The following is a 23,332-nucleotide window of genomic DNA, read 5'->3' on the forward strand; positions in this document are numbered from 1 at the left end:
TCAGCCTCCCACCGCGGCGAGCAGCCCCGCACCCGCCGCGGCCGGGTCCGGCAGCGCGCGGGACTCCTCGCGCAGGGCGGCCGCGGCCTCGGTGAACGAGGGGTCGGCCAGGAGCTCGGCGAGGACGTCCCGGATCGCTTCGACGGTCGCGTCGGCCGCGCCGACCCGCACCCCGGCACCGGCGCCGGCCAGCTGGGCCGCGTTCGTCTCCTGGTCCGGGATGAGCGGCAGGCACACCTGCGGCAACCCGGCGAGCACGGTGGTGAGGGCACTGCCCGATCCCCCCGGGTGGACCACCAGGTCACAGCCCGGCAGCACCAGGTTGAGCGGTTGCATCACGACCGTCTGCCAGGTCTTCGGGTACTCCGGGCCGAACGCCTCGGCGCCCGAGGTCGCGAACACGACGTCGAGGCCCAGGTCGGCGGCGGCGGCGAAGACGAGCGCGGGGAGCGAGCCGGCCGCGCCGAACTTCCCGCTGGTCGTCCCCCAGGTGACGCAGAGCCGGGGCACCGCTCGGCGGTCTGCGAGCGTGCGTTCGTAGACCGCGGTGCCGTTGTAGGGCCGGTAAGCCATCCGCACCGGGGTGTACTCCACCGGCAGCTGCAGGCCCGGCGGGCACGGGTCGAGCGTCGGGGTGTCCCCGCTGATCACGCACGCGCCGGCGCCGAGGCGTTCGTACAGGCCGGCGAAGGCGGTTTCCTCGAACATCCGCAGCGGGTAGGTGAAGTCGACGCCCCACAGGTGCCGCACGGACGGCACGCCGAGGGCGGCGGCGACGGCGGGGGCGGCGTAGGTCGTCGGGTCGTGCACGATGACGTCCGCGCGCCAGTCGCGGGCGAACCGGAGCAGGTCGCCGGCCATCGCGTCGGCGACCGGGACGAACATGTCGAGCGGGGTCCGCCGCTCCCGGCGCGGTTTCGCACCGTCCATGAAGGACTTCATCCGCGGTGCGAGGTCGACGTCGGCGCCGATCCGGGCCACCGGCAGCCCGGTCCGGGTCGCCACCGGCACCAGCGACGGCGGGCAGGCGAGCACGACCTCGTGCCCGGCGAGCCGCAGTCCCCACGCCGTCGGGGCCATCGGGAACAGGTGCGAGGGCCAGGCCCACGACACGAACAGCAAGCGCATACGGCCTCCTCGGCCGGCGACGGCCGTCGGGCGGATCACGGGGTCACCGGCTGCCGGCCAGCGCGAGCAGTTCGCCGACCGTCTCGTCGAGCGTGGCCTGCGCGGCCACCTCGGACCGCAGCCGCCGGGCGGCGCCGGCGGCCGCCTCGTCGGCGAGGACCGCGTCCACCGCGGCCCGCACCGACTCCGGGTCGTCGTCTTCGACCAGGACACCGGCGCCGGTGGCGGCCAGCCGCTGGGACGGCACGAGATCCGGGAAGTACTCGGGCACCACGACCTGCCGGACGCCGGCCGCGACCCCGGTCATCATGGATCCGGCGCCGCCGCGGGAGATCAGCACCGCGCTGCTCGGCAGCACCAGGTGCAACGGGAGGTTCTCGACCAGGCGGACGCCGTCGGGCAGGTCCGCGCCGAGGGCGTCCGTGCTCGACACCGCGACCACCAGGTCGAGGTCCGGCCGGGCGATCGCCGCCACGAGCGCCCGCATCCGCCGCGCCGCGGCGGACCATTCGCCCGCTCCCTTGAACTGCGGTGAGACGCCCCAGGTGAACACCACCCGGGGGCGGCGCGGCTCGGTCCACAGCCAGCCCGGCACGGCGCCGGCCCCGTTGTAGGGCACGTACCTCGTGCGCAGGACGCGGCCGGGCACTTCGACCTGCAACGACGGCGGGCACGGGTCCACGGTGGCGCTGCCGGCCGAGTCGAAGCCGCCGATCCCCAGTTTCCCGCACAGCTCGGCGAAGGCCACGTTTTCGAAGGCACGGGCTTGGGAGTGGAAGTCGACGCCCCACAGCACGCGCACGTGCGGCAGGCCGAGTTTCGCGGCCACCAGGGGCGCGGCGTAGGTCGTCGGCTCGTAGAGCACGAGGTCCGGCGCCCAGCGGCGGCAGAACGCCTCGAGGTCGTCGGCCATGTCTTCGGCGAGCGCGACCGACAGGCCGAGCCGCTTGCCGGTGCCGCGGCCCGGGGTGGGTTCGGCATCCGGGCCCGGCCGGATCGGGCGCAGGGCGCGGGCCAGCAACGCCGTGTGGTCGCCGCCGCCGCCCACGGACACCGCGGGCAGCCCCGCGCCGGTCACCGCGCCGGCCAGCCGGGGCTGCGTGGCGAACCTGACGTCGTGTCCCGCCGCGCGGAAGGCCCACCCGATCGGGACCAGGGGCCGCACATGGGACGGCCAGGCCCACGAGACCAGCAGCACGCGCACGTCGGTCCACCTCCGCCCAGTAGTGGGGGTCACCGTCGCCAGACCGGCTGGAGTCCGGGTCCAGGATGGGTGGGTTGCGGGCCGGTGGGCGGCGGCGAAGGAGGTTCGAGCCGTTCCCGAGGCGGGGACGAGACCGTGCGGGCATGCGAATTCTGTTCTGCACGTGGGCGTGGCCGACGCACTACCAGCCCATGGTGACCCTCGGCTGGGCCTTCCGGGCCGCGGGCCACGACGTCCGGGTCGCGAGCCAGCCGTCCCTCGTCCCGGTGATCCGGGCGTCCGGGCTGCCCGCGGTGGCCGTCGGGCGGGACGAGGAGATCGAGCCGACGGTGGCCCGGCTGCTGGCGGAGGACCCCCGGGTGCGCGGCTCGGGCAAGGAGTCCCGCACGGTGTCCGCCTACGCCGGGATAGCGGAGAAGATGGCAGGCCCGCTGCTGACGCTGATGCGGTCCTGGCGGCCGGACCTGGTGGTGTTCGAGGAGAGCACCTACGCCGCGGCGCTGGTCGCGGCCGCGCTGGGCGTGCCCGCCGTGCGCCACCTGTGGGGCGTCGACATCCTCTCCTACGTCCGGTCCTTCGAACCCGCGGCGCTCGCGGCGACCGCCGCCTCCCTCGGACTGTCCACAGTGGACGTGGCGGGCGCGGTGACCGTGGACCACTGCCCGCCCACCCTGCAGGTGCCCGGTGACTTCACCCGGCGGCACATGCGCTACGTCCCGTTCAACGGCGCGACGGTGCTGCCGGCGTGGGCGGCCGGGCCGCGGACCCGGCCGCGGATCTGCGTGACCTACGGCACGACCAGTTCCCAGCTGGCGTTCTACGAATGCGTGATCGACCGGCTCGTCCACGCGGTGGCGGGGCTGCCGGTGGAGGTGGTGGCGACGGTGGCCGGCGACGACCTGGCCGCGCTCGGCCGGGTGCCGGACAACGTCCGGATCGTCGAACGGATCCCGCTGCACGCCCTGCTGCCCAGCTGCGACCTGCTGATCTCGCAGGCGGGGCCGAGCACCGCGCTGACCGCGGTGTCCTGTGGTACGCCGCAGCTGATGATCCCGCAGTTGCCCGACCAGCGGCTCATCTCGACCCTGGTGTCGGCCGCGGGCGCGGGCGTCAAACTCGACCTCGCCGAGGCGGACACCGAGACGATCCGGACGGCGGCGGCCGAGATCCTCGGTGATGCGGCGTACCGGGACGCTGCGGCCGGGTTGGCGCGGGAGAGCCGGGAACAGCCCAGTCCGGCTGAGGTTGTTGATGGGCTCGTGGCTCTGGCTCGTTGAGTACGGGCCGCGGGAGGTTCCTTGCTGCGGCGGGTTTTCTGCCGCGGCGGGTTTCTGCCGCGGCCGCCCTCTGCCGCGGCGGATCTTGCCGCGGCCGCCCTGCCGCAGCGGGAATTGCCGCGGTCGCTTTCTGCCGCGGCCGCCCTCTGCCGCAGCCTGCGGGTCCGACCTCCCCCGCCCCTCCGTTTGGATTTTCAGCCGCCGCTCGGGTTTGTCAAGGCGGGAAAGCGTGCCTTGACAAACCCGACCGTCGGCTGAACAGCAGGCAGGGATGAGGGGCGGGGGAGGTCTGGTGACGTTGTGGTCTTCTTGCGCTGCCGGCCGGCTGTTTGCGTGTCCTCCTCCGCGCGAGGATCCCGGCCCGAGCCGGGCCGGGATCCTCGCGGTTGGGTGGCCACCGTGCGTGGTACGGGTGCGCTCAGCCCAGTACGGCTCGGTGGAACGCCCGCAGGCCGAACCAGCCCACGGCGGCCGTGCCGCCCAGGAGCACCGCCAGGACCACCCAAGCCGACAGGTGGGGTACGTCCGGTGTCAATGCCGCCCGTAGCGCCTCGCTCAGGTACACCACCGGGTTGGCCAGTACCGTGATCTGCAGCCAGCGCACCGAACTCAGTGCCGCCCAGGGGTAGTACACGCAGCCGAGCATCATCAGGGGGATCATGATGATGCTGAACAGCACGTTCACCTGCGCGGGTTCCACCACCGAACCGAGCAGCAGGCCGAGGGCGGCCGAGAACACCGAGCCCAGTACCAGCATCAGCACCAGCAGGGGCCAGTCCGAATAGGACAGATCCGGAGCTTGGCCCGGTGCGTGCAGGAACGTCACGATCGGCAGCACCAGCACCGCCGCGAACAGCGATTGCACCGCGCCGCTGACGATTCGCTCCACCCCCACCGCCCACACCGGGACCGGGGTGAGCAACCGGTCCTGGATGGACTTCGGGTAGGACAGCTCCGTGATCAGCGGCACGGTCACGCCCAGCAGTCCGGCGAACAGCATCGAGTTGGCGAGGATCCCGGGTGCCAGTACCGTGCCCGACGTCCCGCCGATGCCGCCGGAGATCGAGGGCAGCACGTAGGAGAACACGAACACCGTCAGCAACGGCTGGACCAGTACCCGGCCGAGCAGCCCGCCGAGCTGCTTGCGGAACACGACGTAGACGTCCCGTGCGAGGAAGGCGAAGAACACCCGGGCCGGGGACACCGCCGGCGTTGCGATCGTGGTCATGCCCGGTACGCCCTTCCGGTCAGGCTGAGGAACGCGCTTTCGAGGCTGGGCCGGGCCGTGGTCACGTCCAGCAGCCGGCGGCCCGCCGCGGCGCCCAGGGCGACCAGCTCCGCGATCAGCCCGTCGGTCTCGGCCGTGGACACCCGGACCGAAGCGCCGTCCCGCACCACCGGCAGTGCGCCGAAGTCCAGTTCGGACACCGGTCCGTCGTAGGTCGCGGTCACCAGCGAGACCCCGCCCGCGGAGGCGATCAGCGCCGACACTTCGTCGCACACCAGCACGCGGCCGCCGTCGATGATCGCCGCCCGGCGGCAGAACCGCTCGGCCTCCTCGATGTTGTGCGTGGTGAGCACGATCGTCTGGCCCGAGGCGTGCAGCTCGCCGAGCACGTCCCAGACGTTGACCCGGCTGTGCGGATCGATGCCCGCGGTCGGTTCGTCGAGGAAGAGGATCTCCGGCCGCTGCACCAGCGCCCGTGCGATCATCATCCGGCGCAGCTGCCCGCCCGAGAGCTGGTAGAACATCGCGCCCCGGCGGTCGCCGAGGCCGAACTGCTCCAGCAGCTCGTCCGCGCGCCGCCGCGCCGCCGCGCGGGTGCCGCCCCAGTACCGGGCCCGGTAACGCAGGTTCTCCTCGACGGTCAGCTCCCGGTCGACGGAGTTGGTCTGGCTCACCAGGCTGATCCGCCGGCGCACCTGGACCGGCTCGCGCGCGGCGTCGAAGCCGGCGATGCGCACGCTGCCGGAGGTGGGCCGCACCAGCGTCGTCAGCATGCCGATCGTGGTCGACTTCCCGGCGCCGTTCGGGCCGAGCAGGCCGAAGAACTCCCCCGCGCGGACGTCGAGGTCGATCCCGGCGACCGCCTCGACCGGGCCCCGTTTCGCCGGGTAGACCTTCCGCAGCCCCGTCGCCGTCACCACCGAGGCCGTCCGCCCGGCCACGACGGGCCGGGCGGGGGTTCGCAGTCCCGCCATCACACGGGCTTGCGCAGCACGAGCGACTGGCTCATCACCGGGTACATCCCGGAGACGAGCACTTCCGGCAGCGACTTCACCACGTGCTCGAAGTCGAACTCCGGCGTGCCGAGCAGTTCCCGCGGGTCGCCGGTCTCCAGCTCCAGCCCGCTCGCCTCGATCAGCGCGCCGACGTCCTGGTTGATGCCCCACATGTTCTTCTCCAGCACGCCGAACGGCCGGAGGTCGAGGAACGCGTCCACCGTCAGGACCAGCTTGCCGCCCGGCTTCAGCAGCCGCGTGCTCGCCCGCACGATGTCGGCGCCTTCGGCGAGGTCCACGTGCTCCAGGACGGACAGGCACAGCACCCGGTCGAACGACTCCGGCTCGAGGTCCGCGTCCTGCAGGCGGGCCGCGACCAGCTCGACGTCGGTCCCGAAGGTGGTGTTGAGCAGCTGGTGCTCGCGCGGCGACAGCGGCAGGTAGCCGGGGTCGGTCCAGACGTTGTAGTCCTCACGGGCCGACGGGTCGACGTTGACCACCGAACAGCCTTCGAGCGCGGCGACGAACTGCAGGCCGCTCAGCCCGCTGCCGACGTCGAGCACCCGCATGCCCGGGGTGAACTCCGCGACGGCGAATGCCCACGGGTACTCGTGCACCCGCGTGCCGCTCGCGTACTGGAAGGCGAACGGGCCGTAGTCCGGGTTCGCCGGGTCGGCCAGCGCCTCCAGCGGCCGCTGCATCGGCCGCTTGCCCTCGGCGAGCAGCCGCGCGGACCGGTGTCCGTAGGGCGCGCCCCACTTCTCGTTCCAGGCCGCGAACTCGGCGGGAAGATCCTTGCGTGCCAGCATGGTTCACCTCTCAGACGGTGGCGTGCTCGCGTGCGGCCAGACGTTCCAGCACCGGCACGATCTCGGTGGGCGCGGGCTGGGCGTTGGCCTCGTCGGCCAGCCGCCGGGCGTCGGCGCGCCATCGCGGGTTCTCGAGCAGGTCGGTGACCAGCCCGCGGACGGTGTCGGGCCCGGCGTCCTCGGGCAGCAGCACCGCGGCCGCCCCGGTCGGCGCCAGCTGGTTCGCGACGAACGCCTGGTCGGGGAACTGCGGCACGATGAGCTGCGGGACGCCGTTGACGACCCCGGTCATCGTCGTGCCGTTGCCGCCCTGGTGGATCATCAGGTCGCAGGTCGGCAGCAGCAGGTGCAGCGGCAGCGCGTCGACCACCCGGATGCCGTCGGGGATCGGGCCGAGGTGTTCGCGGTGCGAAGGCGCGACGGTGACGACGACCTCGGCGTCGACGCCGGCGACCGCCTCCAGCATCTGCCCGGCCAGCACCAGGTTGGGGTTCACCTTCGCCAGGGTGGTGCCCCAGGTGATGCAGACCCGGCGCCGCGACGGCGGCTCCAGCAGCCACTCCGGCACCTCGGCCGGTCCGTTGTAGGCGATGTAGCGCATGAGCTGCTTGGGGTAGTCCGTCGGGAGCTGGATGCTCGGCGGGCACGGGTCGACCGTGAGCGTCCCCTGTGGACTGAACTCGGTGACGCCGAAGCGCTCGGCGAGCGGGCGCAGGAGGACCGGCTCGATGTCCCGGCCGCGGTAGGCGATGTCCGGCGCCATCAGCACCCGCACGTTCGGCACCCCGACCGCGGCGGCGGCGATCGGGCCGGCGTAGGTGGTCGGGCCGTGCACGACCAGGTCCGGCTGCCAGGCGCGGGCGAACTCGACCAGGCCGTCGACCATGGTCTCGGCGATGTCGGCGAACATCTGCAGCGCGCGTTCGCCCTTGGGCTTGCGCAGCTGCTTCCACAGCTCCACCGTCGCCGGTGCGTCCCGGTCGATGTGCATCGTGTCGCGCGTCAGCTGGCTGAAGTCGCAGTCCTCGCCGACTTCGACGGCGGGCTGGCCGGACATGGTGATCGCCTCGGCGAGGGCGGGCGGACCGGCGACCCGGATCTCGTGCCCCGCGTTGCGCAGCGCCCAGGCCAGCGGAACCATCGGGTAGTAGTGCGGGGGCCACGCCCACGCGGAGAACAGCACGCGCATTCGCGTACTTCCTTTCTGAGACGCCGAATGTCCAGACTGTGCCGATCGTTCCCGATCGGACCACAGTCACGGCCGAACGACTTCCGTAGCAACGGTTACGTGCCGCGCGGGGGGCGGCCTGCTTTCGGTCCGATCAGGAACTTCGCAGCCGGGCTTGGGGCACGGCTGGAGGATCGCTCACCTCCCGGCGAGCGACCGCAGGTCCGCGACGAGCTCGGCGGGGGCGGGCCGGCCCTCGTTTTCCAGCCGCGCCCGGCGCGCCGCCGCGGCGAACCCGCTCCGCTGCAGCACGTCGAACACCGCGCCGGCGACCGCCGCCGCGCTGAACTCCGCGGCCGCCAGCGCGCGGCCCGCGCCCGCGGCCTCGAGCCGCCGCGCGATCGCCAGGTGGTCCGGCAGCTGCCCGACGGCGACCTGGGGCAGCCCGGCGGCGAGCCCGGTCAGGACGCTGCCCGCCCCGCCCTGCGACACCAGCACGTCGCAGTGGGCGAGGAGCCGGTCCAGCGGCGGGTCGACGAACACCGACACGGTGGGCGGCAGGTCGCCGAGCAGCGCGCGCTGCCGCGCCGAAACCGCCAGCACGACGTTCACGTCCAGCTCGGCCACCGCGCGGGCGGTCTCCCCCGCGAGGAAGTACTGCGGGCCGAGCAGTTCCATCGTGTGCCCCCAGGTGACGCACACCCGGGGCCGCGCCACCGGGCCGAGCACCACCTCGGCCCGCTCCGGACCCGAGCACGGCAGGTAGCGGACCAGCCGCCGCGGCAGGTCGCCCGGAGCGTGCAGGCACGACGGCGTCGGGTCGATCGTGGTGCCGGCGAGCGGGTCGACCGGGCCGACACCGAGCCGTCCCCCGATCGGTTCCAGCAGGCCGGGGAGGAACCGGGCGGCCCGCGCCACCAGGTCGGGCCCGTAGAGGTGGCGGACCGACGGGATCCCGAGCGCGGCCGCCACCAGCGGCCCGGCGAACGCCGTCGGCTCGGCGACCACGAGGTCGGGCCGCCAGGCCTGGGCGAACCGCACGGCGTCGCCCGCCATCTCGTCGGCCAGCCGCGCGAACAGCTTCAACGCCCGGGGCACCCCGTCGGCCGGCGGCTCCGGCGCGGGCCGGGCCTCGACGGGCAGGACGAACTTCCGGAACTCCGGCAGCACGTCGACGTCCGGACCGGCGGCGACCGCGGTCAGCCCGAGCTCGGTGATCGCCGGGCCGAGCGCGGGCTGCCCGAGCACTCTGACCTCGTGCCCGGCTCCGCGCAGCGCCCACGCGAGCGGGGCGACCGGATGCAGGTGGGTGCGCCAGCCCCACATGACGAACAGCACGCGCATCGCCCTCGGCCGCCGGCCGCCAGTGCTCACACTTCCTCCAGCACGTCACGTCCGCGGCACCCTTGCGCGCGGGCGACCTCATTGATCACGGCCACACCGGACCAAGCCGCCATCGGGCCGCACTGGATTCGCCGTCCAGCCGCCCGCTCGCGAGCCGGGGTCGAGCGGGTCTATAGCCACCATCGCGACACTTCGGCAGCTTTCCGTCACCCGAGCGCAGGGGATACGACATGGCCGATTCAGCGAGATCGCTCCTGCTGGAGCAGGTCCGCGGCTACCACGACGCACAGGCCCCCGGGCCGCAGAAGTTCGTCCCCGGCGAGACGCCGATCCTGTCCTCGGGCGCCGTGCTCGACGCCGACGACCGCGTGGCGCTGGTGGGGGCCGCGCTCGACCTCCGGATCGCCTCCGGCGGGATCGCCGCCAAGTTCGAGTCGTCGTTCGCCCGGACCCTCAAGCGGCGCAAGGCGCTGCTCACCAACTCGGGCTCGTCGGCGAACCTGCTGGCGATCAGCGCGCTGTGCGCGCCCCAGCTCGGCGACGCCCGGCTGCGGCCCGGCGACGAGGTGATCACCGTCGCGGCCGGGTTCCCGACCACGGTGAACCCGATCCTGCAGCACGGCCTCGTCCCGGTGTTCGTCGACATCGAGCTCGGCACCTACAACACGACGGCCGAACGGGTCGAAGCCGCGTTCTCGCCGCGCACCCGCGCGATCATGATCGCGCACACCCTCGGCAACCCCTTCCCGGTCGCGGAGATCGCCGAGCTCGCCGAGCGGCACGGGTGCTACCTGATCGAGGACAACTGCGACGCCGTCGGGTCGACCTACCAGGGCCGGCTGACCGGGACGTTCGGCAAGTTCGCCACCGTGTCCTTCTACCCCGCCCACCACCTGACCATGGGCGAGGGCGGCTGCCTGCTGACTTCGGACCTGAAGCTGGAGCGGCTGGCGAGGTCCCTGCGCGACTGGGGCCGCGACTGCTGGTGCGAGCCCGGCGAGGACGACCGCTGCCTGCGGCGGTTCGATTTCTCGCTGGGCGAGCTGCCGCCGGGCTACGACCACAAGTACGTGTTCTCGCAGCTCGGGTACAACCTCAAGAGCACGGACCTGCAGGCCGCGCTCGGGCTGAGCCAGCTGGCGAAACTGCCCGACTTCATCGAGGCGAGGAAGCAGAACTGGCGGCAGCTGCGCGAAGGCCTCGACGGCTTGCCGGGCCTGCTGCTGCCCGAGCCAACCCCGGGCAGCGACCCGAGCTGGTTCGGGTTCGTGATCACGGTGCGCCCGGACGCGGGCTTCACCGCCGGCGAGGTGATCGCCCACCTGGAGGCCAACGCGATCCGGACCCGGCGGCTGTTCGCCGGCAACCTCACCCGGCACCCGGCCTACCTCGACCGGCCGCGCCGCATCTCCGGCTCGCTGACCAACAGCGACATCGTCACCGAGCGGACGTTCTGGATCGGCGTGTACCCGGGCATCACGCCGGAAATGATCGAGTTCGTCATCGGCACCCTCAAGGAGTTCGTCGCCACCCACTGAACGAGCCTCCCCCGGCGCCTCTCGGAACTCCCCCGGTTCCGAGAGGCGCTTTTCTTTTTCATACTGTGACGACTTAAGATAGAATTGATATTCACGGCAATTCCCGCCGTCGCGAACACCGGGAGTGTATTTGTATTCACTGCTCGTGACACACCCGACTATCCGGATAAAACGGATCTAACGGGAAAGACGGGCGAATACGTGCGAATCCTCGGGAGACCGGGGTCGTCGCTGCTCACCGGGACTTCACCGCCTCCCAGCCGGTCGCCCTGAGGGTCTCCTCACCAACGTTTGGCCGTCTCGGGGAAATCTTGACACCGCCACGAGCGGCGAATACTGTCAGCCGCACGGTGCGAAAGTGCTAAATCTGGGGTGAGGGCAGCCCTTTTGCACCGAACTGGGGATAGCGGTCGACTATTTCGCCGTTCCGTCGGATAGTCGAATCACCATCCTCCGGTTACATGTTCTTATGCCTACCGCTGGGGGAAGTCATGAGATTCAATACCCTGGGCACCTTCGAGGTGACCCACGAGGACCGGCTGCTCACACCGACCGCACCGAAGCAGCGCAGCGTCCTGGCGCTGCTGGTCCTGTGCCACGGCGGCCTGGTGCCGGTCACCTCGCTCATCGAAGAGATCTGGCCGGAGAACCCGCCGGCGAGTGCACTGACCACCTTGCAGACCTACATCTACCAGTTGCGCAAGCTGTTCTGCGCCGCCGGCAACAGCCACGACGGCGTGCTGGTGACGAAACCGCTGGGCTACCTGGCCCGGATCGCGCCGGGAAGCGTCGACGCCGACGAGTTCGAGCAGCTGGCCGGCACCGCCAAGGACGCGCTGGAGGCGGGTGACCCGCTGCGCGCCTCGCAGCTGCTCCACCGGGCGACCGCGCTGTGGCGGGGCGACGCGTTGTGCGACGTCCAGCGTGGACCGCTGCTCGACGCGCACGCCGCGAAGCTCAACGAGGCCTGGTTGCAGGCGCTGGGGATGCGGGTCGAGGCCGACCTGCAGATCGGCAGGCACCGCGAGCTGGTCGGCGAGCTGCGCGGGCTGATCGCGAAATACCCGCTGCACGAGGACCTGTACGCGAAGCTGATGCTCGCGCTGTACCGGTGCGACCGGCGATCGCAGGCGCTGCAGGTCTACCACGAGGTCCGGCGCTGCCTCGACGACGAACTGGGGATCGACCCCTCGCCGACCCTGCAGCGGCTGCACCAGAGCGTCCTCTCGGACTCCCCCTCGCTGCGCCAGGTGGCGCCGGCGGTGCGGGCGGGGACCGTGCCGGCGCCGCGGAACATCGTCCAGGCGCAGCTGCCCGCGGACCTGTCGGACTTCACCGGCCGGACCGCCGAGCTGGCCGAGCTGGACCGCCTCCTCACCCCCGAGGGGTCGGCCGGCCGGACGTTCGCGGTGACCGGGATGACCGGGGTGGGCAAGACGGTGCTCGCGGTGCGGGCCGCGCACGCGGCCCGGTCGCGGTTCCCGGACGGCCAGCTGTTCGCCGAGTTCGGCCCGGACACCGAGCCGGTCGACGTCCTCGGCGGTTTCCTGACCGACCTCGGCGTTCCCGCGGCGGACGTGCCCGCGGGCGAGGCCGAGCGCGCCAAGCTGTTCCGGACCAGGACCGCCGGCGGCTGCGGGCTGATCCTGCTCGACAACGTCTCGTCGGCCGCGCAGATCCGGCCGCTCCTGCCCGGCGGCCGCTGGGTGGTGCTGGCCACCGGACGGCGGCTCACCGGCTCGCTGCCGGGGGTGGTGCCGATGCTGCTGGAGCCGATGTCCACCGACGACGGTGTCGCACTCATGTCCAAAGTGGTCACCTCGCGGAACATCCTGCACGAGCGCGGCACGGTGGCCGCGGTGGTCCACCGCTGCGGCGGTCTCCCGGTGGCGCTGCGCGCGCTGGGCGAGCGCCTGTCGGTCAACCGGCACTGGCCGGTGACCAAGCTGGCGGCCCGCATCTCCGGCGACGACGGGCTGCGCCCGGAGCTGCAGGCCGCGGGGGTCGACCTGCACGGGCCGTTCCGGGAGGACCTCGCCGCGCTCGAGCCACGGGACCGGCAGGTGCTGACCCGGCTGTGCGAGTCCGGACTGGACTGCTTCACGGCGAAGAACGCGGTCGCGGTCGTGGAAGGCAGCGAACGCGAGGCGGAGGACGCCCTCGACCGGCTGGTGGCGGCGAACATGCTGCGGGTCCGGGTCCAGGAAGACGGCCCGGAGTTCCACTACTCCCTGCCGCCCCTGTTCAAGGACTTCTGCAAGGGGACGGAACGGCCGTCGCACCTGCTCCAGGTGGTCGCCACCATCCCCCGCGAAGCGGAGGCCGGGATCGCCGTCCCCGGCTGAACGGGCGACCGGGACCGGCGGAGTGGGTTCGTGGAGGACCACCCCGCCGGATCCGGCGAACCACGGGCCCGCCACCCGGACGGGCGAACACGGTGATCGGAACGGCCGACACGGGGTACTCCCCGGCGTGTCGGCCGTTCCCGTCTGTGTGCGGCCGGTCCGGCCATCCCGGCCGGCACCTGGTGCCGCGCATCCGAGGTTCGTTGACGGCGACCCGGCTCAAGCGCCCCAAGGCGGCCTTGGGTGCGTCTCACGCACCGAAGGCCACCCTGGGTGCGTCTCACGCACCGAAGGCCACATTGGGGCGCTCGGGACCCGCGACGGCGGGCAACCTCTCCCCCGCCGGCACCGCCCGCCTCACCGGACCAGGAACTCCAGCTGCGCCACCACGGCCGCCGGGGCCGGACGCGAACGGTTTTCCGCCGCGATCTCCGCCGCCCGCCGGGCGTAACCCGCGTCCGCGAGCACCCCGGAAGCAGCCGAAGCCACCGCCTCCGGCGTGAGCTCGGCCGCCGGGAGCAGGACGCCGGCACCCGCGGCCGCCACCCGTCCGGCGTGCGTGACCTGGTCGCCCTTGAACGGGACCACCAGCTGCGGCACCCCGCAGGCCGCGGCCGTGAGCGCCGTGCCCGCGCCGCCCTGGTGCACGACCAGCGCGCAGCCGGGCAGGATCGTGTGCAGCGGCACCGATTCCAGGACCCGGACGCCGGTGGGCAGCTCGCCCAGCAGTGGCCGCTGGCCGCGGGCCACCGCGACGAGCACCTCGGCCCCGCAGCGGAGGAGCCCCGCCAGCGCCACCCGGACCGGGTCCAGGTTGCCCGTGGTACCCCCGAACGACGCGCCCCAGGTCAGGCAGACGCGGGGACGGCCCGCCGGGGCGGCCGATCGGGGGATCACGGCCGAGCCGTTGTAGGGGATGGTGCGCAACGGCCAGGCCGACTCCGGGGTCTCCAGCTGCAGGGCCGCCGGGCACGGATCGATCGTCACCGTGCCCGCCGGGTCCGGCTCGCCGAGGCCCCACTCGTCCCACAGCGGGGCCAGCAGGGGCCATTCCCCCGCGCGCTGGGCGTAGGTGTGGTCGACCCCGTAGAGCACGCGCGCCGACGGGATGCCCGCCACCGCGGCCGCGACCGGGCCCGCGTACTCGCGCGGGTCGAACAGGACGGCGTCCGCCCAGTCACGGGCGACCGCCACGAGCGCGCCGGCCCAGCCCTGGGCGGTCAAGCGGAACATCCGCATCGTCCGCTCGGTGCGGTCGCCCGCGCGGGGGTCGAACCCCTGCCAGGCCACCGTCCCGTCGACGTCCTCGCCCAGGGGCAGCACCGGGAGCCCGGTGCCGCGCGCCGCGGCCGCGAACGACGGCGCCGCCGCCACCCGCACCTCGTGCCCGGCGGCCCGCAGCCCCCAGGCGAGCGGCACCATCGGGTAGAGGTGGGAGACGGCGGGATAGCTGGTCACCAGGATTCGCATGGAACACTCCGGGGAAGAAGGACGTGGCCGGTCACGATCTGTCGAGGACCTCGACCGCGCCGGTCGTCCCGTCCACGGTGACCAGCTGGCCGTCGCGCAGGACCTCGGTCGCGTTGCCGGTCGCCACCACGGCCGGGATGCCGTGCTCGCGCGCGAGGATCGACGGGTGCGAGAGCAGCCCGCCGGTGTCGGTGATCAGTGCGCCGATGCCGCCGAACAGCACCGACCACTGCGGGGTGGTCTCCGGGCAGACCAGCACGTCGCCGGGGCGCAGTTTCGCGAACTCGCGCTCGCTGATCACCACCCGCACGACGCCGGTGTACCGGCCCGCCGACGCCGCCGTCCCGCGCAGCAACCGGTCGCCCGCCGCCGCCCGGTGCCCGGCGCCCAGTTCGGACACCGAGTCGATCCACAACATCGGCTCCAGCACCGCGCGATCGGCCGGGGCCAGCTCGGCCAGCACCGCCTCCCGGTCGGGCCCGCTCTGGTACTCGCCGTAGGTCTGCGGGCCGAGGTGGGCCTGCGACCACGCCTGCTGTCCGGCGCGCAGCGACACCAGGTCGTGCTGCGCCGCCCCGGAAGCGAAGGCGGCACGGGCTTCGTCCAGGGTGAGCAGGAAGATGTCGTCGACGTCGCCCAGCTGTCCGCCCGAGACGAGCCGGGCCGCCATTTCGCGCAGCGCGTACCGGACCTGCGCCCAGGCGACGTGCGCCTCGAACCCGGTGTCGTCGCGCAGCGGGAACGCGCGTTGCGCGCGGGCCAGCGCGCGTTCGAACCGGGCGAGCTCCGCTCCGGACAGCCGGGCGCGGGCCGCCACGACGGTCACCTCGCGCTCGGCGACCGCCGCCGCCGCGGCGGCCTCCGGATCGGTGCCCGCGTCGAGCCGGTCCCGGATCAGGCTCAGCACCAGCCGCGGCTGTTCCGCCAGCGACGGCTCGGCGAGGTCCGCGCCGAGACAGCGCTGGCCGTACTCGACGAGGTAGGCGTCGAACGCTTCGGCGAATTCGCCGGCCGGCTCCCGGAGCACGCCCGGGTCGCGCTCGGCGAGGCGGGCCAGCTGGGTCAGCTCTCGCGCGGGCTCGGCCGCTCGGCCGGGGAGCCCGGTCAGCATCGGGAGGATCTCCGCGGCGCCCCAGCCGAGCAGGTCCCGGCAGACGACACCGAGCTCGCCCCAGACCATGCTGGACACGCCGCCGACGAGGAAGTGCAGCCGCTGGGCCTCGTAGGCCAGCTCGACCCGCCGGTCCAGTTCCGCGAGCAGCTCCGGCCCCGCCAGCTCGCCGAGGACCACCGACCGGACTTCGGTCAAGGCGGCGCGCAGTCCCGGGAGCCACTCCGCGTACCACCGGTCGACGATCTCGCCGTGCTTGTCGGCCCGGCCGGCCTCGACCACCTCCCGCGCCCGCTCGCGCACCGCGTCCACCGAGGCCAGCGGCACGATCCGCACGTAGGACCAGCCGCCGAGGTTGCGCACCTCGACCCGCTCGCCGAACGCGTAGGTGAACAGGTTCGAGCTGGTCCGGTTGACCGCCCGGATCAAGGTGGAGGTGTTCATGGGCGACAGCGGCTTGAGCGTGTACCCGCCGCGGAGCCAGAACCCCGGCGGCACCTCGAACTCGACCGCGACCGGCTCCGGCCCCGCGGCGGGCAGCGCCGTGATCGGGCGCGCCTGCAGCAGGACGACGTCGTCACCGGCCCACGCCCATTCGATGTCCTGCGGCGAGCCGGCGTCGGCCTCGACCCGCCGCGCCAGGTCCGCGACGCGGCCGGCCTGCTCCGCGGTCAGGATCCCGTGCGGTCCCCGGACCAGGGCGGGCGTGTCCGTGACGGCCCATTCGTCCGGCACGACCCGGCCGGAGACCAGCTGGTCGCCGAGCCCCGGCACGGCGTCGACGCGGACCGTGCCCCGCGCGCCGGTGACCGGGTCGGCGCTGAACGCCACTCCGGCGGCGACGGCCAGGACCAGGGGCTGGACCAGCACGGCCAGCCCCGGCCGGTCCGCGCGGCCGCGGTACTCGCGCAGCCGGGCCGAGTCGGCCGACTCCCAGCAGGTGCGCACGGCCGCGACGAGCTCGTCGAACCCGGACACCCCGAGCACCGTTTCGTACTGCCCGGCGTGGGACTGCTCGTCCCCGTCCTCGGCGACGCCCGAGGACCGCACCGCCAGCGGCACTTCGCCGAAGTGGCCGGCCACGGACCGCAGCGCGGCCAGCACACCGGCCGAGAACTCCCCCGCCTCGAACGCGGCGACGGTGAGCACCAGCCCCGGCGGCACCGGGAACCCGGCCTGCCGCAGGCCCGCCAGCCGGGCGGCCTTGCGCCCGGCCTCGGCCACCTCGAGGCCGGGCTCGTCCAGCGACCGGACGAGCGCGGACTGGGTGAGCGTCACGCGGGACCTCCCGGGGTCTCGATGAGGATCGCGGCATCCGGGTCGGCGGCGGAGTCCGCGTCGGCGGTGTCCGCGTCGGCGGAGTCCGCGTCGGCGATGTCAGCGTCGTCCATGTCAGTGCGGACCGCGGCCGCCCGGCGGCCGAGGCCGGTCGCCTCGTCCGCGATGTCGATGAGGATCGCGGCGTCCGCGTCGCCCGCTCCGGCCGCGACCACGGCCTCGTACGCCACCGCGGCCGCGGTCAGCACCGGTGTGCCGACGCCCGCTTCGGCCGCCGCGGCGGTGCCCAGCCTCAGGTCCTTGGCCATCAGCGCGGACCGGAACGCGGCCGGCTCGTACCGGCGGGACCGCATCAGCTCCGCCCGGAACGACAGGACCTTCGAGCTGAAGCCGCTGGCTCCGATCGCCGCCAGCAGCCGGTCGCGGTCGAGCCCGGCCGCCACGCCGTAGTTGACGGCCTCGGCCAGCGCCGCGACCTGGCCGCCCAGCAGGAGGTTGAACACCAGCTTCGTGGTGGCCGCGTTGCCGGCCGGGCCGAGGTAGGACACGTCGCGGCCGATCGCCGCCAGCACGTCGTCCACCGATTCGACGCCCGGGCGGGCTCCGGCGGCGAGCACCCGCAGCTCCCCGGCCGCGGCCTGCGCCGGGTTGCCCAGCACGCACGCCTCGATCCGGGTCACCCCGGCGGCCGCGAGCCGGGCGGTCAGCGCCCGGGAGTACCCGGCCGACACGGTCGAGGTGTCCACGACGACCAGCCCGGGCCGGATCGCGGGCCCGGCCGCGGCCAGCACCGCGTCCACCGCCGGCTCGTCGGCGAGGCTCAGCAGCACGCGGTCGGCGCCGGCCACCGCGGCCTCGGCCGAAGCGGCGAGCTCGGCGCCGCGGTCGAGCAGCGGGGCCGCCTTGGCGGCGGTGCGGTTGTGCACCAGCACCCGGTAACCGTGGTCGAGCAGGCTCGCCGCCATGCCCGAGCCCATCACGCCGAGGCCGAGCACGGCGATCGTCTTGGTGTCCATCGGCCTCAGCCCGCGGCGAACGCGGCCGGCGGCACCGAGATCTGCGAGATGCACCGCATCACGCTCTTGGCGAAGTGCTGCCGGAAGCCTTCGGGCGTCTCGGTGTTGCGCTCCGAAGCGAGGTACGGCTTGAGCTGCTCCTCGACCTGGTGCACCCCCTCCTGGCGGGCCATGTGCCTGCCGATCTGGGAGAAGTCGCCTTCGTAGTGGATGAACCGGACCAGCTGCGCGTCGCGGATGAACACCGCGGTGCCGAGGAGCCGGCCGACCTCGGTGCCGCTCTCGTCGCGCATGATCGGCGAATCGGCCCGCTTGAAGTTCGCGAAGATCTCGGCGATCTCGTCTTCGAAGCCGGGCTTGATGTCGTAGGTGATGGCCGCGTAGGGCATGGCAAAAGCCTCCTGGTTCACATTCCGCCGTCGACGGCCAGCAGCGCGCCGGTGACGTAGGCCGACAGGTCACTGGCGAGGAACAGCACCGCGCCGGCGACCTCTTCCGGGGTGCCGAGCCGGCCCAGCGCGGTCATCCGCTTGACCCGCTCGGCGACCGGCGGCGGCAGCTCGTCGCCGGTGTCGATCACGCCCGGCGCGATCGTGTTGACCCTGATCCCGCCGAACTCCTTGCACAGCGACCGGGTCAGGCCGACCACGCCCGCCTTCGCCGCGGTGTAGTGGGCCGTGCCCGCCATCCCGCGGAACGCCACCGAGGCACCCACGTTGACCACGCTCGCGCCCTCGGCCAGCAGGGGCACGCACGCCTGGGTGACCAGGAACATCGACGTCAGGTCGGTGTCGATCAGCCGGGTCCACTCGGCGAGGTCCAGTTCGGCCAGCGGGGTGTGCCCGTGCACGCCCGCGTTGTTCACCAGCACGTCCAGCCCGCCCAGCTGCTCCCGGCAGGTTTCCGCGACGCGCGCCACCTCCGCCGCGGAGGTCACGTCGGCGCGCACGACGCTGCCGCCGAGCTCGGCGAGCTCCCGCCGCAGCGACTCCGCGGCGGCGGTGTCCTCCCGGTGCACGGCGACCACGGTCGCGCCGGCCGACGCCAGCCCGAGCGTCACGGCCCGGCCGATCCCGCGGGTGCCGCCCGTGACGAGCGCCCGCTTGCCCTTCAACCCCAGTTCCACGATTTGCCTCCTATCCGGTCGCGACCACGGCGATCGCGTTGACCAGCAGCGCGGCGATCGCGAGACCGGTCCGCAGCAGGTTCCAGTTGCGCCACCGCGGGCGCGGATCGTCCCAAGTGGACGGGACGGTTTCGAGCGTCTTGACCGACCGGTTGATCGGCACGTTGGCCAGGTGCGACACCGCGGACACGCCGAGCAGCAGCACCACCGCGAGTCCGAAGAGGACCGGCGCGCCGGTGATCGCCAGCACGGCGTCGGCCACCGCGGTCCCCAGCACGGTCAGCGGCATCACCGGGTCGTAGTTCTTCCCGATCAGCCGGTGGGCGGCCACGTACTGCTCGGGCTCCATCCCCCGGAACGCGGGCACCACGCTGAGCGCCACGCAGAACAGCACGCCGGCCGCGATCCCGCTGCCCGCGAGCACGAGCACCTCGAGCACGGCAACCACAATGGCCTCCACAATGGCATCCACAACGGGCTCCTAGTAGCTGGCCACGACCTGGTAGAGACCGAACGCGCTGCCCCGCGAGGCGTCCTGGTAGGGCCGCAGCGGCGAGGTCGTGCCGCGGTGGTCCGGTCCGGTCTCCCACTCCCGGAAGGCGTCCAGGTCGGCCCACTCGCTCATCACGACGAACGAGCGGGCCTCGCCCAGCGACTGCATCAGCTCGTTGCCGAGCAGGCCCGGCGTGCCGGACAGTTCGGCGCTGATGCGGTGGTAGGCCTCGGTGACGCCGCCGGCGTCACCCTCCGGCGCCGAGGCGTAGATCAGCACCCGGACCCGGCTCACGCCCGGGCCCCGGCGCCGGCCCCGGTCAGGTTGTGCACCACCCGCATCGTCTGCATGGAGCCCTTGCTGCGGTACGGGTGCAGCTTGCCGCGGTGCACCACGTGCTCCTCGCTGCGCTCGTACTCGCGGAAGAGCTCCTCGTTGACCCAGTCGCTGACGATGTAGTAGACGCCCTCCTCCTCGTCGCCGCGGGAGAGCCACTGGCCGAGGTTGGCGCGCTGGCCGGTGATCGTGCCGGCGCTCTCGTACCAGACCTTCTCGAACTCCTCGCCCTTGCCGGGCAGGACCTCCATCCGCAGCATGACGCGGAAGACCTCGTTGTCGGCCATCGTGTTCCCTTTCAGATTCCGCCGTCGACGTGGACGGTTTCGCCGGTGATGTAGGACGACAGGTCGCTGGCCAGGAACAGCACCGCGTTGGCGATCTCCGCCGGGCTGCCCAGCCTGCCGATCGCCGTGAGCTGGTGGTAACGCTGCTTGACTTCGTCCGGCAGCGGGCGTTCCGGCGTCTCGATCACGCCGGGTGCCACCACGTTGACCCGGATCCGGCGCCCGCCCAGCTCCTTGGCCAGCGACCGCGCGAGCCCGATCAGCGCCGACTTCGACGCCGTGTAGTGCGCCCGCAGCGGGATCCCGACGGTCGCCACCCGGGAGCCGATCAGCACGATGGACGCGCCGTCGGACAGCAGCGGCAGCGCCTTCGAGATCAGCAGGTAGGCCGCGGTCAGGTTGGTGTCGAGGACGCGCTTCCACTCCTCGAGCGGCAGCTCGCCGAACGGGATGTGGCTGATCGCCCCGGCGTTGCTGACCAGGACGTCCAGCCCGCCCAGCCGCGTCCGGCACTCCTCCAGGAGCGTGTCGACCTGCTCGGGCCGGGTGACGTCGGCGAGCACGACGTGGTGTTCCCCGCCGATCTCCTTGAGTTCGCGGGACATCCTGGCGGCGGCTTCGGCGTCCGACCGACCGCAGGTGACGAGGCCGGCGCCCGCCCCGGCGAACGCGTGGGACAGGCCGCGGCCGATCCCCCCGGTTCCGCCGGTGACCAGCACCCGTTTGCCGTCGAGCCTGATGCTCATCTCTCTCCTTCGAAGTGTCAGTACAGGACGGCGATGCCGTCGACGAGCAGCGCGGCCGCCATCAGGACCGTGCGGGCGGTGTTCCACGCCTTCCAGCGCGCCCGCGGGTCCCGGCTGGGCCAGTCGGGGGGTTCGTCCGCCGGGTCGAGCTTCAGCACGAACCGGTTGATCGGCACGGCCTTGGCGACCGACACCGCGATCACCGACGCGACGAGCACGGCGGCGACCACGAACCAGGCGCCCGACGGCGCGGTGATCGCGGCGACCACGTTGGCCAGCAGCGCGACCGCGTTGATGATCGGCATCGCCGGGTCGTACCGCGGCTGCAGGTACTGCACCATCTCGACGTAACGCCGGTAGGACAGCACCTGCATCATCGGCGCGAGCCCGACGGTGGTGCAGAACATGTCGCCCGCGGCGATCCCGCCGCAGACCAGCGCCAGCAGCGCGGCGATCTGGTAGCCCATGAGCTCAGGCCGGCACTTCGGCTGCGCGCGCCGCCTGCTCGAGGAGCTGCTTGATCCTCGCCTGCTGGCGGACGCTGTTCCCGTTGATCCGGGCGGCCATCGCGTGGTCGTCGAGCGGGGCGCCGGGCTTCATCTCGAAGTCCTGCACCCAGCGCAGCCGCACCCCGCCGGCGACCTCGGTGTACTCCCAGAACAGCGTCATGTACTTGAACGGGCCGGTCTCGACGCGGTGCGACAGCGTGGTGCGGGCCGCCTCGTCGAGGCGCCGTTCGGACACCCACGCCCACACCTTGCCGTTCTCGTCCGGGTGCAGGGCGAGCCGGAAGGTGATCCGGTCGTCCCGGCGGTCGAGCACCGTGGCCTCGCCGTACTCGTCGAACAGCTCGGTCCACGACTCGACGTCGTTGGTCCGCTGCCAGACCAGCTCCATCGGCGCCTCGATGAACACGCTGTTGTCCGTGTGCGCGGCCATGTCAGGCGATCCCGACGGGGTTGTTGATGTAGCCCAGCAGCTGCCGCAGCGTCATCGACTCGGCGGTGACCTCCTCCGGGATACCGCGCCCGGACCGCTGCTGCAGCCGGGCCGCGATCTCGAGCACCGCCAGCGAGTCGTAGCCGAGGTCGGCCATCTCGACGTCCAGGATGTCGCCGTCCAGGTCGACGGACTCGTCGGTCCCGCACGTGCGCAGGACCTGTTTCAGATCTTCGAGCGTGAGCACGTTCTCCTCCTTCGTGGTCAGGGATCAGCGGGTGAGCACGAGCGCCGAGTTGAACCCGCCGAAGCCCCGGGCCAGCACCAGCGCGGTCCGCACCCGGGCGGGCCGGGGCTCGGAAACCAGGTCGAGCTCGTAGGCGGGGTCGGTGACGCCGACGGTCGGCGGCAGGACGCCGTCCCGCATGGCCAGCAGCGCGCAGGCGACGTCCAGGGGCGCGCCGCCCGCGGCCAGCCGCCCGGTCATCGTCTTCGGCACCGTGACCGGCACCCCGCGGCCGCCGAACACCCCGGCCAGTGCCGCGGCTTCCTCGGCGTCGCGCTCCCGCGTCCCCGCGCCGTCGGCGAACACGACGTCCACATCGGACGGCCGCAGGCCCGCGTCCGCCAGCGCGCCGGTGATCGCCCGCAGCAGCCCGCCGGGGCGGCCGGAGCCCGGCCGGGGATCGAACGTCGCCGCGTACCCCGCGACCCGTCCGTACACTTCGGACACTCCGCGAGCGCGGGCGGCGCTCTCGTCCTCCAGCACCAGGATCGCGCCGCCTTCGCCCGGCACGTGGCCGGAGGCGCGCACGTCGAACGGCCGGTACTCGTCGCGGGTGAGCTGCCCGCCGGCGCTCTGGCACACCAGCGCGTACGGCGACAGCGCCGCCTCGGTGCCGCCGGTGACCACGGCCTTGGTGCCGGTGCGCAGCATCCGACGGCTCTGGGCGACCGCGTCCAGGCCGCCCGCCTGCTCGGCGACGACGACCCCGTTGGGGCCGCGCATCCCGTGCCGGATGGACAGCTGGCCGGTGGTCGCCGCGTAGAACCACGCGATCGACTGGTACACCGACACGTATTCCGGGCCGGCGCTCCACAGCCGCTCGATCTCCCGCTGGCCGAACTCGTTGCCGCCGGAGGAACTGGCGGTGATCACGGCGAGGTCGTAGTCGTCGAAGTCCCGCTCGCCCGCGGCGCCGATGCCCGCGTTCCGCAGTGCCTCCTCGGTCGCGGTCATGGCGAGCCGGGTCCAGCGGTCGGTCTGCACGGTGATCCGGTTCGGCAGGGAGTCCGCCTCGTCGGGCACCGCGCCGACGTGCGAGACCGGGTAGCCCGTGGCGTCGAACCGGGTCACCGGCGCCAGCCCGCTCCGCCCGGCCAGCACGTTCGCCCAGAAGTCCTCGACGCCGACGCCGTTGGGCGCGACCACCCCGATCCCGGTGATCACCGGGGCCGCCGCCGCGATCTCCGTTTCCGCTGTCATCACCGTTG

Annotated in this window: 23 protein-coding genes; 3 read left to right on the forward strand and 20 right to left on the reverse strand. The window is 73.1% G+C overall.

The annotated features are described in order from the left end of the window. Together ACLJOU_RS13450 and ACLJOU_RS13455 are read right to left on the reverse strand one after the other, a co-directional pair. Positions 1 to 1,128 carry a glycosyltransferase gene (locus ACLJOU_RS13450; RefSeq protein ID WP_410567107.1) on the reverse strand — a complete coding sequence of 376 codons (1,128 nt, stop codon included), beginning with the start codon at positions 1,126 to 1,128 and terminating at the stop codon, positions 1 to 3. Positions 1,129 to 1,171: 43 nt separating this feature from the next. Beyond that, positions 1,172 to 2,332: a nucleotide disphospho-sugar-binding domain-containing protein gene (locus ACLJOU_RS13455; protein WP_410567109.1), complete on the reverse strand. Its 1,161-nt coding sequence runs from the start codon at positions 2,330 to 2,332 to the stop codon at positions 1,172 to 1,174. A gap of 143 nt (positions 2,333 to 2,475) precedes the next feature. On the opposite strand from ACLJOU_RS13455, the gene ACLJOU_RS13460 reads away from it, so the two are divergent. After that, a complete protein-coding gene (locus ACLJOU_RS13460; protein WP_410567111.1) occupies positions 2,476 to 3,609 on the forward strand; it encodes a glycosyltransferase in 1,134 nt (377 codons plus the stop codon). Positions 3,610 to 4,027: 418 nt separating this feature from the next. Here ACLJOU_RS13460 and ACLJOU_RS13465 read toward each other — a convergent pair whose 3' ends face one another. From ACLJOU_RS13465 to ACLJOU_RS13485, 5 genes are all read right to left on the reverse strand, one after another. Continuing rightward, positions 4,028 to 4,837, reverse strand: a complete 810-nt coding sequence (locus tag ACLJOU_RS13465; protein WP_410567113.1) for an ABC transporter permease — start codon at positions 4,835 to 4,837, stop codon at positions 4,028 to 4,030. Next, positions 4,834 to 5,811: an ABC transporter ATP-binding protein gene (locus ACLJOU_RS13470; RefSeq protein WP_410567115.1), complete on the reverse strand. Its 978-nt coding sequence runs from the start codon at positions 5,809 to 5,811 to the stop codon at positions 4,834 to 4,836. The genes ACLJOU_RS13465 and ACLJOU_RS13470 overlap by 4 nt, the downstream gene beginning before the upstream one ends. Further along, positions 5,811 to 6,641 carry a class I SAM-dependent methyltransferase gene (locus tag ACLJOU_RS13475; RefSeq protein WP_410567117.1) on the reverse strand — a complete coding sequence of 277 codons (831 nt, stop codon included), beginning with the start codon at positions 6,639 to 6,641 and terminating at the stop codon, positions 5,811 to 5,813. Before ACLJOU_RS13475 ends, ACLJOU_RS13470 begins: the two co-directional genes overlap by 1 nt. Before the next feature lie 10 nt (positions 6,642 to 6,651). Next, positions 6,652 to 7,830, reverse strand: a complete 1,179-nt coding sequence (locus tag ACLJOU_RS13480; RefSeq protein ID WP_410567119.1) for a nucleotide disphospho-sugar-binding domain-containing protein — start codon at positions 7,828 to 7,830, stop codon at positions 6,652 to 6,654. A gap of 177 nt (positions 7,831 to 8,007) precedes the next feature. After that, positions 8,008 to 9,183, reverse strand: a complete 1,176-nt coding sequence (locus tag ACLJOU_RS13485; RefSeq protein WP_410567120.1) for a nucleotide disphospho-sugar-binding domain-containing protein — start codon at positions 9,181 to 9,183, stop codon at positions 8,008 to 8,010. A 200-nt stretch (positions 9,184 to 9,383) separates the two neighbouring features. Here ACLJOU_RS13485 and rfbH point away from each other — a divergent pair, with 200 nt between their 5' ends. Further along, positions 9,384 to 10,691 carry a lipopolysaccharide biosynthesis protein RfbH gene (gene rfbH, locus ACLJOU_RS13490; RefSeq protein ID WP_410567122.1) on the forward strand — a complete coding sequence of 436 codons (1,308 nt, stop codon included), beginning with the start codon at positions 9,384 to 9,386 and terminating at the stop codon, positions 10,689 to 10,691. A gap of 491 nt (positions 10,692 to 11,182) precedes the next feature. Next, positions 11,183 to 13,036 carry a BTAD domain-containing putative transcriptional regulator gene (locus tag ACLJOU_RS13495; RefSeq protein WP_410567124.1) on the forward strand — a complete coding sequence of 618 codons (1,854 nt, stop codon included), beginning with the start codon at positions 11,183 to 11,185 and terminating at the stop codon, positions 13,034 to 13,036. Positions 13,037 to 13,393: 357 nt separating this feature from the next. On the opposite strand, the gene ACLJOU_RS13500 is transcribed toward ACLJOU_RS13495, so the two are convergent. Genes ACLJOU_RS13500 through ACLJOU_RS13560 form a run of 13 tightly spaced genes read right to left on the reverse strand, consistent with a single transcriptional unit; the run spans position 13,394 to position 23,324 of the window. Continuing rightward, positions 13,394 to 14,506 carry a nucleotide disphospho-sugar-binding domain-containing protein gene (locus ACLJOU_RS13500; RefSeq protein WP_410567126.1) on the reverse strand — a complete coding sequence of 371 codons (1,113 nt, stop codon included), beginning with the start codon at positions 14,504 to 14,506 and terminating at the stop codon, positions 13,394 to 13,396. A 31-nt stretch (positions 14,507 to 14,537) separates the two neighbouring features. Continuing rightward, positions 14,538 to 16,895 (reverse strand): PEP/pyruvate-binding domain-containing protein, encoded by a 2,358-nt coding sequence (locus tag ACLJOU_RS13505; RefSeq protein ID WP_410567128.1) that lies wholly within the window; start codon positions 16,893 to 16,895, stop codon positions 14,538 to 14,540. After that, entirely contained in the window at positions 16,892 to 17,911 is a 1,020-nt protein-coding gene (locus ACLJOU_RS13510; protein WP_410567130.1) for an NAD(P)-dependent oxidoreductase, read from the reverse strand. The genes ACLJOU_RS13505 and ACLJOU_RS13510 overlap by 4 nt, the downstream gene beginning before the upstream one ends. A 5-nt stretch (positions 17,912 to 17,916) precedes the next feature. Further along, a complete protein-coding gene (locus ACLJOU_RS13515; RefSeq protein WP_410567132.1) occupies positions 17,917 to 18,300 on the reverse strand; it encodes a SchA/CurD-like domain-containing protein in 384 nt (127 codons plus the stop codon). A gap of 17 nt (positions 18,301 to 18,317) precedes the next feature. Further along, positions 18,318 to 19,037, reverse strand: a complete 720-nt coding sequence (locus tag ACLJOU_RS13520; protein ID WP_410567134.1) for an SDR family NAD(P)-dependent oxidoreductase — start codon at positions 19,035 to 19,037, stop codon at positions 18,318 to 18,320. A gap of 10 nt (positions 19,038 to 19,047) precedes the next feature. Beyond that, a complete protein-coding gene (locus ACLJOU_RS13525) occupies positions 19,048 to 19,509 on the reverse strand; it encodes a DUF1772 domain-containing protein (RefSeq protein ID WP_410567136.1) in 462 nt (153 codons plus the stop codon). Between the two features lie 9 nt (positions 19,510 to 19,518). Then, entirely contained in the window at positions 19,519 to 19,824 is a 306-nt protein-coding gene (locus ACLJOU_RS13530; RefSeq protein ID WP_410567138.1) for an antibiotic biosynthesis monooxygenase family protein, read from the reverse strand. Continuing rightward, positions 19,821 to 20,153 (reverse strand): antibiotic biosynthesis monooxygenase family protein, encoded by a 333-nt coding sequence (locus ACLJOU_RS13535; RefSeq protein ID WP_410567140.1) that lies wholly within the window; start codon positions 20,151 to 20,153, stop codon positions 19,821 to 19,823. The genes ACLJOU_RS13530 and ACLJOU_RS13535 overlap by 4 nt, the downstream gene beginning before the upstream one ends. 11 nt (positions 20,154 to 20,164) lie before the next feature. Next, positions 20,165 to 20,899, reverse strand: a complete 735-nt coding sequence (locus ACLJOU_RS13540) for an SDR family NAD(P)-dependent oxidoreductase (protein ID WP_410567142.1) — start codon at positions 20,897 to 20,899, stop codon at positions 20,165 to 20,167. A gap of 17 nt (positions 20,900 to 20,916) precedes the next feature. Beyond that, positions 20,917 to 21,366, reverse strand: coding sequence for an anthrone oxygenase family protein (locus ACLJOU_RS13545; protein WP_410567144.1), 450 nt, complete (start codon positions 21,364 to 21,366; stop codon positions 20,917 to 20,919). Positions 21,367 to 21,370: 4 nt separating this feature from the next. Beyond that, positions 21,371 to 21,838: an SRPBCC family protein gene (locus ACLJOU_RS13550; protein WP_410567146.1), complete on the reverse strand. Its 468-nt coding sequence runs from the start codon at positions 21,836 to 21,838 to the stop codon at positions 21,371 to 21,373. 1 nt (position 21,839) lies between these two features. Continuing rightward, the gene (locus ACLJOU_RS13555; protein WP_410567148.1) at positions 21,840 to 22,085 is read right to left on the reverse strand and encodes an acyl carrier protein; all 246 of its coding nucleotides are present in this window, start codon (positions 22,083 to 22,085) and stop codon (positions 21,840 to 21,842) included. A gap of 24 nt (positions 22,086 to 22,109) precedes the next feature. Continuing rightward, positions 22,110 to 23,324: a ketosynthase chain-length factor gene (locus ACLJOU_RS13560; RefSeq protein ID WP_410567150.1), complete on the reverse strand. Its 1,215-nt coding sequence runs from the start codon at positions 23,322 to 23,324 to the stop codon at positions 22,110 to 22,112. Positions 23,325 to 23,332: the final 8 nt, after the last annotated feature.

Source organism: Amycolatopsis sp. cmx-4-61, assembly GCF_046548775.1.
Lineage (GTDB): Bacteria > Actinomycetota > Actinomycetes > Mycobacteriales > Pseudonocardiaceae > Amycolatopsis.

Excerpts from the sequence above, each read along its gene's own strand:
- ACLJOU_RS13470 (WP_410567115.1), bottom strand. The coding sequence starts at position 5,811 with ATGGCGGGACTGCGAACCCCCGCCCGGCCCGTCGTGGCCGGGCGGACG.
- ACLJOU_RS13550 (WP_410567146.1), bottom strand. The coding sequence starts at position 21,838 with ATGGCCGCGCACACGGACAACAGCGTGTTCATCGAGGCGCCGATGGAG.
- ACLJOU_RS13450 (WP_410567107.1), bottom strand. The coding sequence starts at position 1,128 with ATGCGCTTGCTGTTCGTGTCGTGGGCCTGGCCCTCGCACCTGTTCCCG.
- ACLJOU_RS13500 (WP_410567126.1), bottom strand. The coding sequence starts at position 14,506 with ATGCGAATCCTGGTGACCAGCTATCCCGCCGTCTCCCACCTCTACCCG.
- ACLJOU_RS13540 (WP_410567142.1), bottom strand. The coding sequence starts at position 20,899 with ATGAGCATCAGGCTCGACGGCAAACGGGTGCTGGTCACCGGCGGAACC.
- ACLJOU_RS13545 (WP_410567144.1), bottom strand. The coding sequence starts at position 21,366 with ATGGGCTACCAGATCGCCGCGCTGCTGGCGCTGGTCTGCGGCGGGATC.
- rfbH (WP_410567122.1), top strand. The coding sequence starts at position 9,384 with ATGGCCGATTCAGCGAGATCGCTCCTGCTGGAGCAGGTCCGCGGCTAC.
- ACLJOU_RS13460 (WP_410567111.1), top strand. The coding sequence starts at position 2,476 with ATGCGAATTCTGTTCTGCACGTGGGCGTGGCCGACGCACTACCAGCCC.
- ACLJOU_RS13560 (WP_410567150.1), bottom strand. The coding sequence starts at position 23,324 with ATGACAGCGGAAACGGAGATCGCGGCGGCGGCCCCGGTGATCACCGGG.
- ACLJOU_RS13495 (WP_410567124.1), top strand. The coding sequence starts at position 11,183 with ATGAGATTCAATACCCTGGGCACCTTCGAGGTGACCCACGAGGACCGG.
- ACLJOU_RS13480 (WP_410567119.1), bottom strand. The coding sequence starts at position 7,830 with ATGCGCGTGCTGTTCTCCGCGTGGGCGTGGCCCCCGCACTACTACCCG.
- ACLJOU_RS13535 (WP_410567140.1), bottom strand. The coding sequence starts at position 20,153 with ATGGCCGACAACGAGGTCTTCCGCGTCATGCTGCGGATGGAGGTCCTG.
- ACLJOU_RS13475 (WP_410567117.1), bottom strand. The coding sequence starts at position 6,641 with ATGCTGGCACGCAAGGATCTTCCCGCCGAGTTCGCGGCCTGGAACGAG.
- ACLJOU_RS13465 (WP_410567113.1), bottom strand. The coding sequence starts at position 4,837 with ATGACCACGATCGCAACGCCGGCGGTGTCCCCGGCCCGGGTGTTCTTC.
- ACLJOU_RS13510 (WP_410567130.1), bottom strand. The coding sequence starts at position 17,911 with ATGGACACCAAGACGATCGCCGTGCTCGGCCTCGGCGTGATGGGCTCG.
- ACLJOU_RS13515 (WP_410567132.1), bottom strand. The coding sequence starts at position 18,300 with ATGCCCTACGCGGCCATCACCTACGACATCAAGCCCGGCTTCGAAGAC.